This is a genomic window from Furfurilactobacillus entadae, assembly GCF_045862745.1.
Lineage (GTDB): Bacteria > Bacillota > Bacilli > Lactobacillales > Lactobacillaceae > Furfurilactobacillus > Furfurilactobacillus entadae.
Genome location: NZ_BQXN01000011.1, coordinates 24,088 through 39,266, shown reverse-complemented (window position 1 = coordinate 39,266; position 15,179 = coordinate 24,088). Strand labels below are relative to the sequence as shown.

Annotated in this window: 14 protein-coding genes; 13 read left to right on the top strand and 1 reads right to left on the bottom strand. The window is 47.6% G+C overall.

The genetic code is table 11. The features are described 5' to 3' along the window. Nucleotides 1-93: 93 nt before the first annotated feature. A complete protein-coding gene (locus ACKTR5_RS06290; protein WP_407880109.1) occupies nt 94-675 on the top strand; it encodes a TetR/AcrR family transcriptional regulator in 582 nt (193 codons plus the stop codon). 2 nt (nt 676-677) lie between these two features. Here the strand turns inward: ACKTR5_RS06290 and ACKTR5_RS06285 are convergent, their stop codons facing one another. Continuing rightward, complete coding sequence (locus ACKTR5_RS06285; RefSeq protein ID WP_407880066.1) at nt 678-1,577, bottom strand: LysR family transcriptional regulator; 900 nt, start codon at nt 1,575-1,577, stop codon at nt 678-680. A 591-nt stretch (nt 1,578-2,168) separates the two neighbouring features. Between ACKTR5_RS06285 and ACKTR5_RS06280 the strand changes: the two genes are divergently transcribed. From ACKTR5_RS06280 to ACKTR5_RS06225, 12 genes are all read left to right on the top strand, one after another. Further along, nucleotides 2,169-3,446, top strand: a complete 1,278-nt coding sequence (locus ACKTR5_RS06280; protein WP_407880064.1) for a NupC/NupG family nucleoside CNT transporter — start codon at nt 2,169-2,171, stop codon at nt 3,444-3,446. Between the two features lie 193 nt (nt 3,447-3,639). Continuing rightward, a complete protein-coding gene (locus tag ACKTR5_RS06275) occupies nt 3,640-4,194 on the top strand; it encodes a VanZ family protein (RefSeq protein WP_407880062.1) in 555 nt (184 codons plus the stop codon). A gap of 168 nt (nt 4,195-4,362) precedes the next feature. Next, complete coding sequence (gene rsmG / locus ACKTR5_RS06270) at nt 4,363-5,094, top strand: 16S rRNA (guanine(527)-N(7))-methyltransferase RsmG (protein WP_407880060.1); 732 nt, start codon at nt 4,363-4,365, stop codon at nt 5,092-5,094. 26 nt (nt 5,095-5,120) lie between these two features. Beyond that, the gene (gene noc, locus ACKTR5_RS06265; RefSeq protein WP_407880057.1) at nt 5,121-5,966 is read left to right on the top strand and encodes a nucleoid occlusion protein; all 846 of its coding nucleotides are present in this window, start codon (nt 5,121-5,123) and stop codon (nt 5,964-5,966) included. 27 nt (nt 5,967-5,993) lie between these two features. Further along, nucleotides 5,994-6,761 (top strand): ParA family protein, encoded by a 768-nt coding sequence (locus ACKTR5_RS06260; RefSeq protein ID WP_407880055.1) that lies wholly within the window; start codon nt 5,994-5,996, stop codon nt 6,759-6,761. Next, a complete protein-coding gene (locus tag ACKTR5_RS06255) occupies nt 6,751-7,647 on the top strand; it encodes a ParB/RepB/Spo0J family partition protein (RefSeq protein ID WP_407880054.1) in 897 nt (298 codons plus the stop codon). Before ACKTR5_RS06260 ends, ACKTR5_RS06255 begins: the two co-directional genes overlap by 11 nt. Nucleotides 7,648-7,677: 30 nt before the next feature. Continuing rightward, entirely contained in the window at nt 7,678-7,866 is a 189-nt protein-coding gene (locus ACKTR5_RS06250; protein ID WP_407880052.1) for a DUF951 domain-containing protein, read from the top strand. Between the two features lie 25 nt (nt 7,867-7,891). Beyond that, nucleotides 7,892-8,995 carry a redox-regulated ATPase YchF gene (ychF, locus tag ACKTR5_RS06245; RefSeq protein ID WP_407880050.1) on the top strand — a complete coding sequence of 368 codons (1,104 nt, stop codon included), beginning with the start codon at nt 7,892-7,894 and terminating at the stop codon, nt 8,993-8,995. Nucleotides 8,996-9,017: 22 nt separating this feature from the next. Continuing rightward, nucleotides 9,018-9,779 (top strand): DUF1129 domain-containing protein, encoded by a 762-nt coding sequence (locus ACKTR5_RS06240; RefSeq protein WP_407880049.1) that lies wholly within the window; start codon nt 9,018-9,020, stop codon nt 9,777-9,779. 386 nt (nt 9,780-10,165) lie between these two features. Next, complete coding sequence (locus ACKTR5_RS06235) at nt 10,166-10,855, top strand: response regulator transcription factor (protein ID WP_407880047.1); 690 nt, start codon at nt 10,166-10,168, stop codon at nt 10,853-10,855. 2 nt (nt 10,856-10,857) lie between these two features. Then, nucleotides 10,858-12,000, top strand: a complete 1,143-nt coding sequence (locus ACKTR5_RS06230; protein ID WP_407880107.1) for a sensor histidine kinase — start codon at nt 10,858-10,860, stop codon at nt 11,998-12,000. A 256-nt stretch (nt 12,001-12,256) separates the two neighbouring features. Beyond that, nucleotides 12,257-15,004, top strand: coding sequence for a YhgE/Pip family protein (locus ACKTR5_RS06225; protein ID WP_407880045.1), 2,748 nt, complete (start codon nt 12,257-12,259; stop codon nt 15,002-15,004). Nucleotides 15,005-15,179: the final 175 nt, after the last annotated feature.

Below are 15,179 nucleotides of genomic sequence, written 5' to 3'. Positions count from 1 at the left end.
CTAGTATAAAAGAATGAACGTTCTTTGTCAAATGCTTGATAATAAAAGATTTTATTGTTGACGGAGAATGGGAATTTTTTTATAGTGAATAATATGCGAGAGAAAAATGATGAAAGACGGCAGCGCATTATTGATGCGACCGCAACCATGATAATTACTGTTGGAATCAGTGGTGTCACGATGGCAAAGGTGGCAACCGCGGTGGGAATCTCCCAGTCTAACATCTACATTTACTTTAAAAACAAGGACGATTTGATCAAACAAACGTTTTTAAGCGCGAAGCAATTGATGATCGATTACCTGCTGGCGTATTTTGATGCGTCTGCTGGACCGTTGGTTAACATTGAAATGTTTCTTCGGTCGCTGTATCAGTTTGCAACGGATCAACCAGTAGCAACGTCTTTGATCGTTCAGATTGAATATTCGCCGATCTTATCCACGCTAGAAATGGATCACGAAGAAACGTTTCTTGATTTCAAATACATCGAAGACGAGGTTAAGAAAGGAATCGCCTCAGGTGAACTGCGCCCAATGAGCCCGAACGTGTTACTTGGGATGGGGCTGTCCACCATTGTGAGCTATGCACAGGCGATTCGGATGAACCAAGCGGATCCGGTTCGGTCACCGTTAAGCGGTGTGATTGAGATGATTATGGCTGGATTGAAAAGACCATAACGTTACCAGAGCAGGTCTGTTTGATAGCGGGCGGCCAAATGGGTGTGAATCGTAGCCAACATTTTGGCCGTGGTGGGCGTATTTGCCAGTGCTTGATTTGCCACCACACAGAGTGTTCGGTAATGAGGCTCGTCAAACGGGTAGATGTTCACGTTGCCGGAAATCCGTTGAAGGGCCAGGTTAGGCAGGACACCGAAGCCAAGCCCCGCCTCAACCATTGAGATGATCGAAGCGTCATCAACAGAATAAAACAGTGAATTTGGTGTTACATCATACCGGTCAAGGGTTAACTTGGTATCACGATCATAATCGGATTGCTGCAAAATAAACGTTTTATCGGCCACGTCGGCACTTGTCATGACGTGGCCGTTTTTTGGTGTGAAGTCTTTTGGGGTAATGCAGAAAATTTCATCCTTCACCAACGGATGAAGCTGAACCGCCTGCGTGATGGGGAGTGCGGAAAAGCCAATATCAAGGAGGCCCAAACGAACGCGTTCGGCGATGTCGTTAAACCGCCCTTGATAAACGCTAACGTTGATGTCTGGATACCGCTGGTGAAAATCACGAATGATTTCTGGCAGCCAGTTCAACATAACGGAGGAAAAGGCGCCAATTTTGACCGTCCCACTGGTCAGGCCGTTAATGTGGTCGGCTTCTTGAACAAGCCGCGCTTCCGCATTTAAAACGTCCTGGATGACGGGGTATACGGTCTGGCCGTTTGCGGTGAGGGTCACGCCAGTACGACTGCGAATGAACAGTGGAAAACCGAGCTGGGTTTCCAATTGATTGATCGAGTGACTGACAGCGCTAGGCGTAATGTTTAACGTTTCCGCAGCGGCAAGAAATGTCTGCTTTGCAACGACGGTCACAAAAACTTGGTAAGCAAATGAAGAAGCGGCCATGACAAACTCCTTTCCAGAGGGGACGTTACTTCGAGTGTAGCAGGAAGTTGTTAAAAGCAAAAGCAGCCGTCCTTTCCAAAAGTTACTGAGCATAGCTATGATGGAGTTAACTGTTGGACGACTGAAGAATTAACCATTACTGGTGGATGAACCGCAAATTTGGGGTGAATCCCTTTCTTGACGCAACGTAAAATGTTTAACCAAGTGAGAAAATAATTAAAATAATATTTAATGAGTCGATGTTCGGAAATTGCTGTTGGTAAACGGTTTCAATAACTTTTAAATTTCGTGAAACCGGTGTAAAAATTAAAATGTGCTTTGTGAAGTGAAACAATGTTTACACTTTGGCCGTTTAACGGTACTATTAATTGGTCGGGAAGAGCCGCCTTCTTGTGCCATTTATGGGTGGTTATTACACTGCCATTATTGTGTGAACTTTATTTATTTAGGTGGCTCGACAACTGAGGGAGGAGTGTGATTGTTGATATCAGCACCGCGGTTACCGCGGTGAAACCAGTAGCAGAGCTTAAATGGGCGCATTTAGACTCAACATATTATTTTCCATCATTTTAGAAAGAAGGACATATTCTGATGAATCCATATATTTTCATCAACATTGCGGGTGTCATTATTTACTTAGCCATCGCTTGGGCTTTGTCAAAGAACCGCTCAAAAATCAAGTGGCGTTCCGTTGGTATCATGGTTGTCTTAAACTTAGTCATTGCCTGGTTATTAACTAGTTTCAAAGCTGGTCAAGCCGGTGTTAAGGGCGCTGCCGATGGGTTTACATGGTTGGTTCAAGTGGCATACAAGGGGATTAACTTTGCATTGCCAAACTGGGTTGGGGCCACAGGGACTCATCCAGCACCAGTGAACTTCATTACGAGTTCACTGTTACCAATCCTGCTGATCGTGCCAATGTTCGACATCTTGACGTACATTGGGATTTTACCATGGATCATCAAATGGATCGGTCGTGGCTTAAGCTTCATTACGGGCCAACCAAAGTTCGAATCATTCTTCGCCGTTGAAATGATGTTCTTAGGAAACACTGAAGCATTGGCTGTTTCCAAGTTACAATTGAAGACGATGAAGGCTGAACGTGACGTTACCTTAGCCATGATGTCCATGAGTTGTGTGACGGCATCAATCTTAGGGGCCTACGTTCAAATGGTTCCCGGTCAATTCGTGTTAACTGCCGTTCCGTTGAACTGTATCAACGCATTGATCGTTACGAACATGCTGAACCCAATCGAAGTTACTCCTGAAGAAGACACCATCGCCAAGATTGGTGTTGTTGGTGGCGAAGACGACGAAAGTGCCGTTGCTGCTGAAGAAGCTGGGGACGTTCAACCAAACGGGAAGCGCGAACCATTCTTCTCATTCTTGGGTGACTCCATCCTTGGTGCCGGGACGTTGATTTTGATCATCACAGCGAACGTTATTGCGTTCGTTGCCTTGGCTGCCTTGATTGACCAATTGCTTGGTTTGATCTGGAAGCCATTATCATTGGAAAGTATCCTTGGTGTAATCATGTTCATCCCTGCTTGGTTGATGGGATTGAACTTCCATACTGCCTGGGACTTCTCACAAATGATGGGTCTTAAGTTAGTTACCAACGAATTCGTTGTCATGGGTGAATTAACGGGAAAGATCGAACATTTCCCAAAGCATTACCAAGCCGTATTGACAGTCTTCTTAACATCATTTGCCAACTTTGGGACAACCGGGATGATCATCGGTGCCTTCAAGGGAATGGTTGACAAGAAGAAGAACGACATGGTTTCTAGCAACGTTGGTTACATGCTATTATCAGGAATCTTAGTTTCATTACTCTCTGCTGGGATGGTCGGCTTATTCGTTTGGTAAGCTAGATCATTAGATATCGCAATTACATGATTCACAGATAAGGGCCGTCCGCTAAATGCGTGACGGTCCTTTTATGTTGGCGCACGGTGTGGCCGACTTATTTATAAATTTATCAAGACCATCCATGAAAACAGACAAAGTTTGGCGCACGCTGTAAGCTAGTGGTACAAAACTAACGAAGGGGGATTACGTAATGTTTGATGAACATGGCTTGCTCACGAGCACAATTTTAGTGATCCCACTAACAATTATTTTTATCTGCTGGGTCATTCAGGATCGGCGGCACGATCGAATGACGTTTGCACGGCTTACGTTTGAACTGGTTCTGTGCGGGTATCTGTGGCTGCTATTTGATATGACCCTTTTCCCAATTAATTTAAGTGCGAATGCTGAAACGTTGGCAGCGAGTGGGTACACGTTTCAGGGGGCGATTGCCACACATCCACTGGCGCTGTGGTACAACTGGCAACAGCCAACGAGCCTCTATCAAATCATTGGTAACGGGTTGATGTTGACGCCACTAACCTTGCTTGCAGGTGGACTGGCGCTGCAATTACGGCGCTTTTCGCGATCTGTGGCGTTGGCCTTCGGAACGTCATTATTTATTGAGTGCACCCAGCTAGTGATGAACTTCTTTAATTTGGGCGACCGGACGTTTGATTTAAATGATTTATTGCTAAACACAATTGGTGGGATAATTGGCTGGTTGTTGCTAACGGGTGGCCTCGCAATTTGGCGACGACTTTAATTTAAAAACGTAATTAAAATGTGATCTTAAATGACAACCGCGATGGCATGGTCTGACGGGGCGATAAGCCTTGTGAGTCGTGTTGCTGGCGGTTGTTTTATTGCGGTTTTTTAGGTAAACTGGTTAGGAACGTGAAACATGCAGTTGTTTCACATTGAAGGAGTAAATATGAATCCAGAACAGTTCGCCGCAGCTCTTGCTGATCACGGTGTTATCATTACGGACAAACAGTTAGCCCAGTTTGCCACGTACTTTAGTTTATTGATCGAAACAAACGAGAAGTTTAACCTGACGACCATTACGGCGCGTGATGATGTGTACCTTAAGCATTTTTACGATTCACTAACCGTTGCGTTGACCGTTCCAGAACTTCAAACACAAGCCGCCACGCTATGTGATGTTGGTGCTGGTGCGGGCTTTCCGTCGTTGCCTTTAAAGATTATGTTTCCCCAGTTGAAAGTCACAATCATCGATTCACTGAACAAGCGGATCGGGTTCCTTCAGGAATTGGTTGATACGTTAGGCCTAACCAACGTAACGTTGATCCATGATCGTGCTGAAACAGCTGGCGGGAAAAAGTCACCGCAACGAGAGGCATTTGATTACGTTACAGGGCGTGCCTTAGCGCGGATGAGCGTGATGAGCGAACTATGCTTGCCATTAGTTAAGGTGGGCGGACGGTTGCTAGCAATGAAGGCCAGTGGCGCCAATGAAGAGCTACGTCAGGCAACGTTTGCGATCCACACGTTGGGTGGCAAGGTTGGCGCACAGTATCAATTCGAATTGCCGGTGTCAGCTGACCCCCGGGAGATCATCGTGATCGATAAGGTTAAGGCAACGCCAAACCGTTACCCGCGGCGTCCAGGGACGCCAAATAAAGAACCACTGACCAATCAGTAAGTTTTTGTGAAAGGAACGGGGAGCCAATGGCATTTTCAATTTTTGGGAACCGCAGTAAGGATGACGAGACACCGCAACAAAGGGTGGAACAGATTCCGTTAGCTGCAATCATTCCGAACCGGTACCAACCACGCCGGATCTTTGATGAGCACGCGATTGCGGAACTTGCACAAACGATTCATGATCATGGCTTGTTACAACCGATCATTTTGCGTGAATACGAACCGGAAAAGTATGAAATCATTGCCGGCGAACGGCGTTTTCGGGCCGTTACATCGTTGGAGTGGACCACTATTTCTGCGATTGTTGAGAAAATGGACGATCAGGAAACGGCCTCACTTGCGCTGATTGAAAACTTACAGCGTGAAGAATTGACAGCGGTTGAAGAAGCACAAGCCTATCAACGGCTGATGACGCTCAATAATTTGACGCAAACGCAACTAGCTGCCGGGGTTGGTAAGAGCCAGTCAGCTGTTGCAAACAAGCTTCGGTTATTAAAGCTAAGTGACCCTGTTCTAGTAGCAATCAATGAACGGCGCTTGTCAGAACGTCACGGGCGCGCGTTACTGCCGCTGAATCCGGCACAACAACGGGAAGCACTTGGACAAATTGAGACTCACCACCTCAATGTTCAAGCGACGGAACGGCTCGTGCGGGACATGACAAACGATGAACCAGTGGCGCCACGGCGGCCTAAGAAACGGCTCCGGGGGCTCACCTCTGACACACGAATCGCAGTTAACACCATCAAGGAATCAACGAAAATGATTCGGGACACGGGGTTAACGGTGCACGTACATGAAGAGGCTACGGAGACGGGTTACCGAATTGTGATCGACCTGCCGAAAAATGGCCATGCTGATAAGAATTAACCAAAGGATATTGAGGAGTTAACGTTGATGGGATACGTAATTGCACTCGCAAATCAAAAAGGTGGTGTTGGGAAGACCACGACCAGTGTTAATCTGGGCGCGTGCCTCGCAAACCAAGGGCAACGCATTCTACTAGTAGATACGGACGCCCAGGGGAATGCTACCAGTGGGATCGGCATTCAAAAGGCCACGATTCAAAAAGATATTTATGATATTTTGGTCAATGAAACCCCCGTTTCGGAAGTTATTTTAGCAACGAATCACCCAGGAATGGACATTATTCCGGCCACGATTCAGTTGTCAGGTGCCGAAATTGAATTGACGAACTTAATGGCCAGAGAGACACGGTTAAAGGACGCCTTGCAAGAGGTGATCGATGACTACGACTTTATTTTGATTGATTGTCCACCGTCGTTAGGACTGTTAACGATCAACGCCTTTACGGCTAGTGATTCAATTTTGATCCCCGTTCAAAGTGAATATTATGCCTTGGAAGGGTTAAGCCAGTTGCTGAACACCATTAAGTTGGTTCAGAAGCACTTTAACCGGAGCCTGCGAATTGAAGGGGTTCTGTTGACCATGTTCGACGCGCGGACAAACTTGGGAGCCGAAGTGAACGCAGAAGTTCAAAAGTACTTTGGCGACCGGGTCTACAAGACCATTATTCCACGGAACGTGCGGTTGTCAGAAGCACCTAGTCATGGGCAGGCCATCATTGATTACGATCCGAAGTCTCGTGGGGCACAAGTGTATTCACAGTTAGCAGAGGAGGTCCTAGCAGCGCATGGCAAGTAAAAATGCATCAGGTAAAGGATTAGGCCGTGGCATCGAAGCCCTCTTTCAGGACAATGACCTCAGTCAAAATATCAGTGAAGTAACCGCAGAAAACGTGCAGGAATTGGCGCTGGCAGACATTCGGCCAAATCCATACCAACCACGGCAAACGTTTGATAACAAGGCGTTAAAAGAACTAGCGAGCTCCATCGAAAAGTCCGGCGTGTTCCAACCAATCATCGTCCGGCAGCCAGATGCGAGTTTAAACCGTTATGAAATCATCGCTGGTGAACGGCGCTTTCGGGCCTCGAAGTTAGCAAACCGGCAGACCATTCCAGCGATTGTCCGTCCCATGGATGACCGTGAAATGATGGAAGTCGCCGTGCTGGAAAACCTTCAGCGTGAAGACTTATCACCACTGGAAGAAGCGGAAGCCTACCAAACGTTGATGAACAAGCTGAACCTGACGCAAGCAGAGGTATCTGCGCGGTTAGGGAAGAGCCGGCCTTACATTGCAAATTACTTGCGGTTACTGGGATTACCAACACCAGTCAAGGAAATGTTAGCCAGTGAAGAACTGTCAATGGGCCAGGCGCGGACCCTTCTAGGGTTAAAGGATAAGCAGAAGGTTGTTGGTTTAGCACGACGGGTTGCCAAAAATGGCATGACGGTGCGTGAACTGGAAAAAGTTGTTGCTGAAATGAACAACGATAAGCAAGCTAAGCCAAAGCCCGCAGCGAAGAAATCGGCCTATGTCCGGGCTTCCGAAACCCAACTTCAGGAGAAGTTTGGAACAAAGGTTCAGATTTCAAACGGTACCAAGGGTCAAGGACACATTGAGATTGATTACATGTCAAATGATGATTTGGGGCGGATTCTTGAGTTACTAGGAATTTCGCTCGATTAGTGAAGAAACAAGACAACGGAGGTATTCGTGATGTATGACAAAGGCGACGTTGTTGAAATGAAAAAGCCGCATCCATGTGGGACCAACGAGTGGGAAATCACGCGGGTCGGAGCGGACATCAAGATCAAGTGTCTTGGTTGTGACCACCTCATCATGATGCCGCGGCGTGAATTCGAAAAGAAGCTAAAAAAGGTTTTACGCCGCGCGTCAGCAGAATAAATCGGAGAAAGTGTGAGTTGTAAACATGGCTTTAACAGCAGGAATTGTCGGCTTACCAAACGTGGGTAAGTCAACGCTTTTTAACGCAATTACCAAGGCCGGAGCAGAAATGGCCAACTATCCATTCGCAACCATTGAACCAAACGTGGGGATGGTTGAAGTCCCAGACGCCCGCTTGGCACGGATTCAAGAGATTGAACCAGCCGACAAGGTGATTCCAACAACGTTTGAATTTACGGACATTGCCGGAATTGTTAAGGGGGCCAGCAAGGGTGAAGGTCTGGGAAACAAGTTCCTTGAAAACATTCGCCAAGTGAATGCCATTGTTCACGTGGTTCGGGCATTTGATGATGACAACATCACCAGTGTAACCGGAACGGTGGATCCCTTAGAAGACATTGATACGATCAACACAGAACTGATCATTGCCGACTTAGATGCTGTCACCAAACGGTACGCCAAGGTGGAAAAGGCGGCGACAAACGCCAAGGAAAAGGATGCAATCGCTGAATACAGCGTGTTGAAGCAGATCAAACCGGTTCTTGAAGCCGGAAAGAGTGTTCGCACACTGGACTTCGACAAGGATGAACAAAAAGTGGTCGATGGCCTGTTCCTGCTGACGTCAAAGCCAGTGTTGTATGTGGCCAACATCGCCGAAGATGACATGGCTGACCCAGACGCCTCACCATATGTTCAACAAATTGCTGATTTTGCCAAGACGGAAGGAAGCGGTGTGGTTGCTGTTTCCGCCCGGACGGAAGAAGAAATTGCTGAAATGCCTGATGAAGACAAACAGGAATTTCTTGAAGCTGAAGGGGTTGAAGAACCCGGTTTGAACAAGTTGATTCGGGCTTCTTACAAGTTGCTGGGGTTGGAAACGTTCTTCACTGCCGGTGGTAAGGAAACGCGTGCCTGGACGTTCCGTGCTGGAACAAAGGCGCCGCAAGCTGCCGGAATCATTCATTCTGACTTTGAACGTGGCTTTATCCGGGCGGAAGTGATGTCGTTTGCTGATCTTGACGAACAGGGAACGATTCAAAAGGTTCGTGAAGCCGGTAAGCTTCGGGTCGAAGGTAGGGAATACGTGATGCAGGATGGTGACATCGTCGAATTCCGGTTTAACGTCTAAATAAAAGTGGGGAGAACTGATTGTGAGTGAAGAAAATCGCGAACGTAACGCGAACGCAAAGCAAGAACACCGGGGCCAGGCACGGACGGATGTCAGCCGCTACAGTGGGATTGGTTTGACAAAACGGAACGAAGAATTCATGTTCCAGCTGAACAAAATGTTAGACCAACAAAACTACACGGGTGAAAAGCGGAACACCCAGCTTGATGAAACGTTGACGAAGCTTCAGGAAGGCCAGAAGACGGGGCAAACGGCGAAACAGCTGTTTGGAACACCAACGGCCTACGCTGAGGAGTTGATCAACGGGCCTGCTAAGCCTGGTGCCGTTAACGGTCAGGGTGAAATGGCTGGTTTTTGGCCAACAGCAGCTGACAGCATGTTGAGTATTCTGGCAATCTTTACAGCGATGTACGGGATCCTGGGTTACTTTTCAAAGGCATCAGCAGCACAATCTGGTCAAATGGGGATTGTGGGGATCATCCTGGTTTCCGCCGTCTTCGGTCTTGGCTGGGCGTGGTTAACACCAATCTTGAACCCAGCGAGTGGTCATCAACGGTTGCCGTTGTGGCGGATCTTACTCTACATGGCCGGCCTGTTAGTGGGGATTTTGGTGCTGTTTGCAGCAGTTAGCCTGTTACCACAAGCAATCAACCCAATCGTTCCAGCATGGCTGTACATCGTCATTGCATTGGCTTCATTTGGGGGTGACATGTGGATCCGGCGGCGTTTCAACGTGGTCGGTGGTATGTTCTCCGGTGCGGCTGGAAGAAACAGAAGAAGATAAGAGCAGAGCGAAACAAAGCGTGTTTAGGCTCCCTCAGGTAACACAAACAAGCACCTTATGGACGGTTCATGTCCATGAGGTGCTTGTTTGTGTTAGATGAGTCAGAAGCCTGCGCTTTGTTTCGCGTTTACGGCAGTAAACCGCTGGTGGCGGCCTTATGGACGGTTCATGTCCATGAGGTGCTTGTTTGTGTTAGATGAGTCAGAAGTCTGCGCTTTGTTTCGCGTTTACGGGTGTTTGGTCGGTCGCTAAAAAGGGTCAAACCGCAAATCCTTGCACTTTCTTAATTTGTCCCCAGCGGAAAACTCTAGTAGAATGAACCCAAGGTAACCGCTCCGTTGTAGGACGTCGAGCGGGCTAAAGGAGTCAATTGGAGGATAATCTCGATGAAGATTTTAGTTGTTGACGATGATAAAGAAATCGCACAATTGTTGGAAATTTACATTAAAAACGAAGGTTACGAGCCCATCTCTGCTTACACGGGGAAGGACGCCATTACAAAGCTAAACACGAACCCAGACATCGGGTTGATGATCTTAGACATCATGATGCCTGAAATGAACGGGATCGAAGTGGTTAAACAGGTTCGGAAAGACTCACAGATTCCGATTTTGATCTTGTCAGCCAAAACGGGTGACATGGATAAGATTCAGGGCCTAATTTCTGGCGCTGATGATTACGTGACAAAGCCGTTTAACCCACTGGAAGTCATGGCGCGGGTCAAGTCACTGTTACGGCGGTCTGAAGATCACGTGACCTCAGATACACCAGACGTGTTAGATATCGGGCCACTGACGATCAACAAGGATTCACACGAAGTGAAGACGATTGATGGGCAAACCATTCAGTTAACGGCGCTTGAGTTTGGAATTTTGTACCTATTAGCGAGTCATCCGAACCGTGTCTTTTCTGCGGATGACATCTTTGAACGGGTCTGGCAACAAGAGTCGGTGGTGTCCGCTAAGACCGTCATGGTCCATGTGAGCCATCTCCGTGACAAAATTGAAGAAGCGACAAACGGCGAGAAGGTAATCGAGACCGTCTGGGGTGTTGGTTACAAGATTGAGGCACACTAATGATGAAGCTAACGCCACGTGAAAAGTGGTCGTTGATTTTTGAAGGGGTAGTAACCGTTGTGTTGCTGCTCCTTTTAAATCTATCAATTGTTGTTATTTTAAATGACGTTTTGCACTCGAACCCCGGAATTGCTGGCGGGGTCTACATGATTAAGAGCTCACTGGTGATTGGCGGCCGTTACATCTGGAGTTACCAGAGTTTGTTCATTGCGGCACTGGTGCTGGTTGACTGCGGGGTGCTGTCATGGCGACTGATTCGCCGGTATCACTTATACCAAATGAACCACATCATTGCGGAGTTGCACTACATCTCCGAGGGCCATTTGGAACACCGAATTCGGTTTCGGTTGAGTAGTCGGTTGCAACGTGTTGTCGACTCGGTGAACTCCCTGGTTGATTCAGCCACGCAGTCCATGAATGATGAGCGGCAAGCAGAGCGATCAAAGGATGAATTGATTACGAATGTCAGTCATGACATCAGAACGCCTTTAACGTCGATTATTGGCTACTTAGGACTGATTGAGGATAAACAGTACCAAACAGACGAAGACCTGGTTAAATACGCGCATATTGCGTATTTGAAGGCAACCCAGATGAAATCACTGGTGGAGGACCTGTTTGAGTACCTTAAGATGCAGGGAACCGAAACGAAGCTCACAATGAACACGGTGAACTTTAGCCAGATGCTCGAACAGTTGGCGGCCAGTTATGAACTGGAAGCAAGCCGGAAGAACCTGACGATTACATCAACCACCACGCCGGATAACATCATGATGGAAGCTGATGCGGAAAAGATGGGGCGGGTGTTCAATAACCTGATTTCAAACGCACTAAAGTATGGCGAGGACGCGACGTTTATTGAACTAACGGCGCAGGCAACGGCGACGGAGGTCATTGTTCGCGTGTCAAACGATGGTCGAGAAATCCCAACGGCAGCGCTTAATCAGTTATTTGAACGGTTCTTCCGGGTGGAAGAGTCGCGGTCAAAGGAGACGGGTGGTACTGGCTTAGGGTTAGCCATTGCACAAAGCATTGTTGAACGTCATGGTGGGTACATTTTTGCAGAATCAGATCCAAATTTAACGAGTTTTGTCATTCACTTACCACTCCGACAAGATCAACCGTTAAAACGACCAGAAGGCTAATGGAAAGGGGCTAATCGCGTGGCGCTAATGAGTAAGCAGCCCACATGCGATTAAGTCCCTTTTGATTTGGCAAAAATGTAACCGCCCCCAAACGGGATTGGTGCTCAGAAGTGGTTGAGGTTTGTGGTCAATCAGTGTATATTGTGGACTTGTAATATCCGCAATGGCGGATTAGCACCACGGTGCGTAAGTGACTGAACAGCGGCGGAAAACTGCCGCGTCAATTCTAGAAAAGTAGAGGTGGCTCCAAGTGAAAATGGTTGCCAAAGAATGGAAGTTTATTGGCAAAAACCGGTTGATTTTGATTTCGGTTTTAGCAATTATGATCATTCCATTCTTGTACAGTATTTTCTTCCTGAAGTCTGTGTGGAATCCATATGGTGAAACGCAGCATTTGCCCGTTGCCGTTGTTAATAACGACAAGGCGGTCACATATCAGGGTCAGAAATTAGACGTCGGAGATCAGGCAGTGAAGTCTTTGAAAAAAGATCATCAACTGGGCTGGTGGTTTGTTTCTGAAAAGAAAGCAAAACAGGGCTTAAAGGACAAAAAGTATTATACGATCGTGACCTTCCCGAAGGACACGTCCAAGAATGCAGCGTCCGTTTTAAGCAAGAACCCCAAGAAAATGACGATTCAATATGAAACCAATGGTTCATTGAACTACATTGGGGAAGTTATCAGTCAAATTGGGGCGACCGGGCTAAACGAAAAGATCCGCCAAACGGTGATCAAAGCGTATGCCGACGCCACCTTTAGCCAAGTGAAAAAGGTTGGTAAGGGGATGACGCAGGCTGCTAACGGGGCAAAGACCTTGTCGAAGGGGCAAAAGACCCTTGGGACAGGAATTGACACGTATACGGCGGCTGTGAGCCAGGTCAATGACGGTGTTCAAACCATGAAGATGAGTGTCGGTCCATTAGCGAGCGGCGTTAACCAACTCGCTGACGGTGGGAACGCACTGAATAACGGACTTCAAACGTTAAACGGGAGTACGGGCTCACTGGCAAGCGGTGTTAACCAGCTAGCCAACGGTGGCAACACACTGAACAGCGGGTTACAGACGCTTAATGGGAGTACAGGCTCATTGGCAAGCGGTGTTGGTCAATTAGCTAACGGAAGTAAGGCTGTGAATGCCGGTGCTCAGCAGTACACGGCCGCAGTTAGTCAGTTGAACAGCGGCTTAGGACAATTATCCGCAAACAACGGCAAGATTACGGCTGGACTACAAAACATCCAGAGTGCGTCAGCACAGTTATCACAACTGCCAGCCATGTTAACAGCGATGCAGTCTGTTCATGATGCAACACCGGGTCTGCAAGCAAACATGGCTAGTTTACAGTCACAAATGGGTGCGCTTGATAAATTAGCAGCACTTAAAGAAAGTTTGGCTGGGATTAACGTAGCCGACCTGCAAAAGGGTGTAGCTAGTGCTAACAGTGGCTTGAACACGGTTCAAAGTGCTGCTGGAACGGCTAATGATTCATTTGATAAGATTGTTGCGGACATTCAAAACTCATCGCTGAGTGACGCTGATAAGCAGACAGCGATTGCTGCCATTAGTGGGGATGTTAAGACTGGTAAAACGGGTGCCTTAACAGCTCAGGCAGGAGCAAAGGCCGTTAATGATGGTCTATCAGCTCAGCTGACACCATTGATGTCACAAATGACGCCGGCACTGTCTGCAATTAACGGCATCGATACGAAGCAATTATCAAGCACGGCAACAACGACATTTGCTCAAGCCTCAGCCTTGCTGAACACGGCAAATGCGTTGACGAGTCAGGATACGATTAACCAGCTGAAGGCACTTGAAGTTCAGGCTGGCGGAATGTCAACACAGTTGGCGCAGTTACAAACGTATGTTAACGGTGTTGGAACTGCGGCTAGCGGTGCTTCTCAATTGAACGCACAGTCTGGTGCACTGACATCTGGAACGAGTCAGTTGGCTAATGGGACATCACAGTTAAACACACAAGTTCCAACACTTGTTAGCGGGGTTCAACAGCTCGCCAATGGTTCTTACCAACTGGCTGGTGGTTTGAACCAGTTAAACACGCAGGTCCCAACGTTAGTTAGCGGTGTCCAACAACTTGCTAACGGGTCTTACCAACTGGCTGGTGGATTGAACCAGTTGAATGGTCAAATCCCAACGTTGAGTAATGGGGTGGCGCAATTAGCTGACGGAACGTCACAATTGAACGCTAACTCACCAGCATTGAAGAATGGTAACAAGCAGTTGGTTACGGGTTCTGTGAAGTTGTCTGATTCATTGGGTGACGGTGCAAAACAAGTCAACAGCATGCCACTATCAAGCAAGACATCTGACATGTTCAGTGCACCAACAACGTTGAAGCACAAGAGCTACAGTACCGTTAAGAACTACGGTCACGCCTTGGCACCATACGTGCTGTCAGTGGCCCTCTACGTTGGGGCAATCGTCTTCAACTTTGCCTACCCAATTCGGAAAATTTCGATGGAAGATCAAAGTGCGACGGCATGGTTCTTCAGTAAAGCTTCTGTCGGATTAGTGGTTGCGATTGTTCAAGCCTTGGTTGAAACAGGCTTCATGATGTTATTTGGGCTAGAGGTTATGCACCCAGGCATGATGTTTGCTGTTGCAACGGCGTTCTCGGTGGCTTCAATGTTCCTCGTTATGTTCCTGTCCATGTTGTTGGATAACCCGGGTCGTTTCATTGCGATGGTCCTTCTGATGCTGCAACTTGGTGGTTCAGGTGGGACATTCCCAATGCAAGTGACAAACGGATTCTACAATGCCATTCATCCGTTCCTTCCGATGACGTATTCCATCTTGGGATTGCGTGAAGGATTGACGGCGGGGTTAGGAGCTAGCACCGCGTGGAACGCAACTGGCTTGCTCTTAATGATGGCTGTGATCTTTGCGGCCCTTCTATGGGGAACAATGGTCTACTTGCAACACATCCACTTACAGGGCTTCTCACAGCTTGATGACAACCAAAAGTTACAAGATGTGGAAAAATAGTAAGAGCGAAACAAAGCACGTTTAGGCTCCCTCAGGTAACACAAACAGACGCCTCATGGACGATTTATGTCCATGGGGCGTCTGTTTGTGTTAGATGAGAAGAAGTCTGTGCTTTGTTTCGCGTTTATGGCAGTGAGCGTCATGAGGAGCCTCATGGACGATTTATGTCCATGGG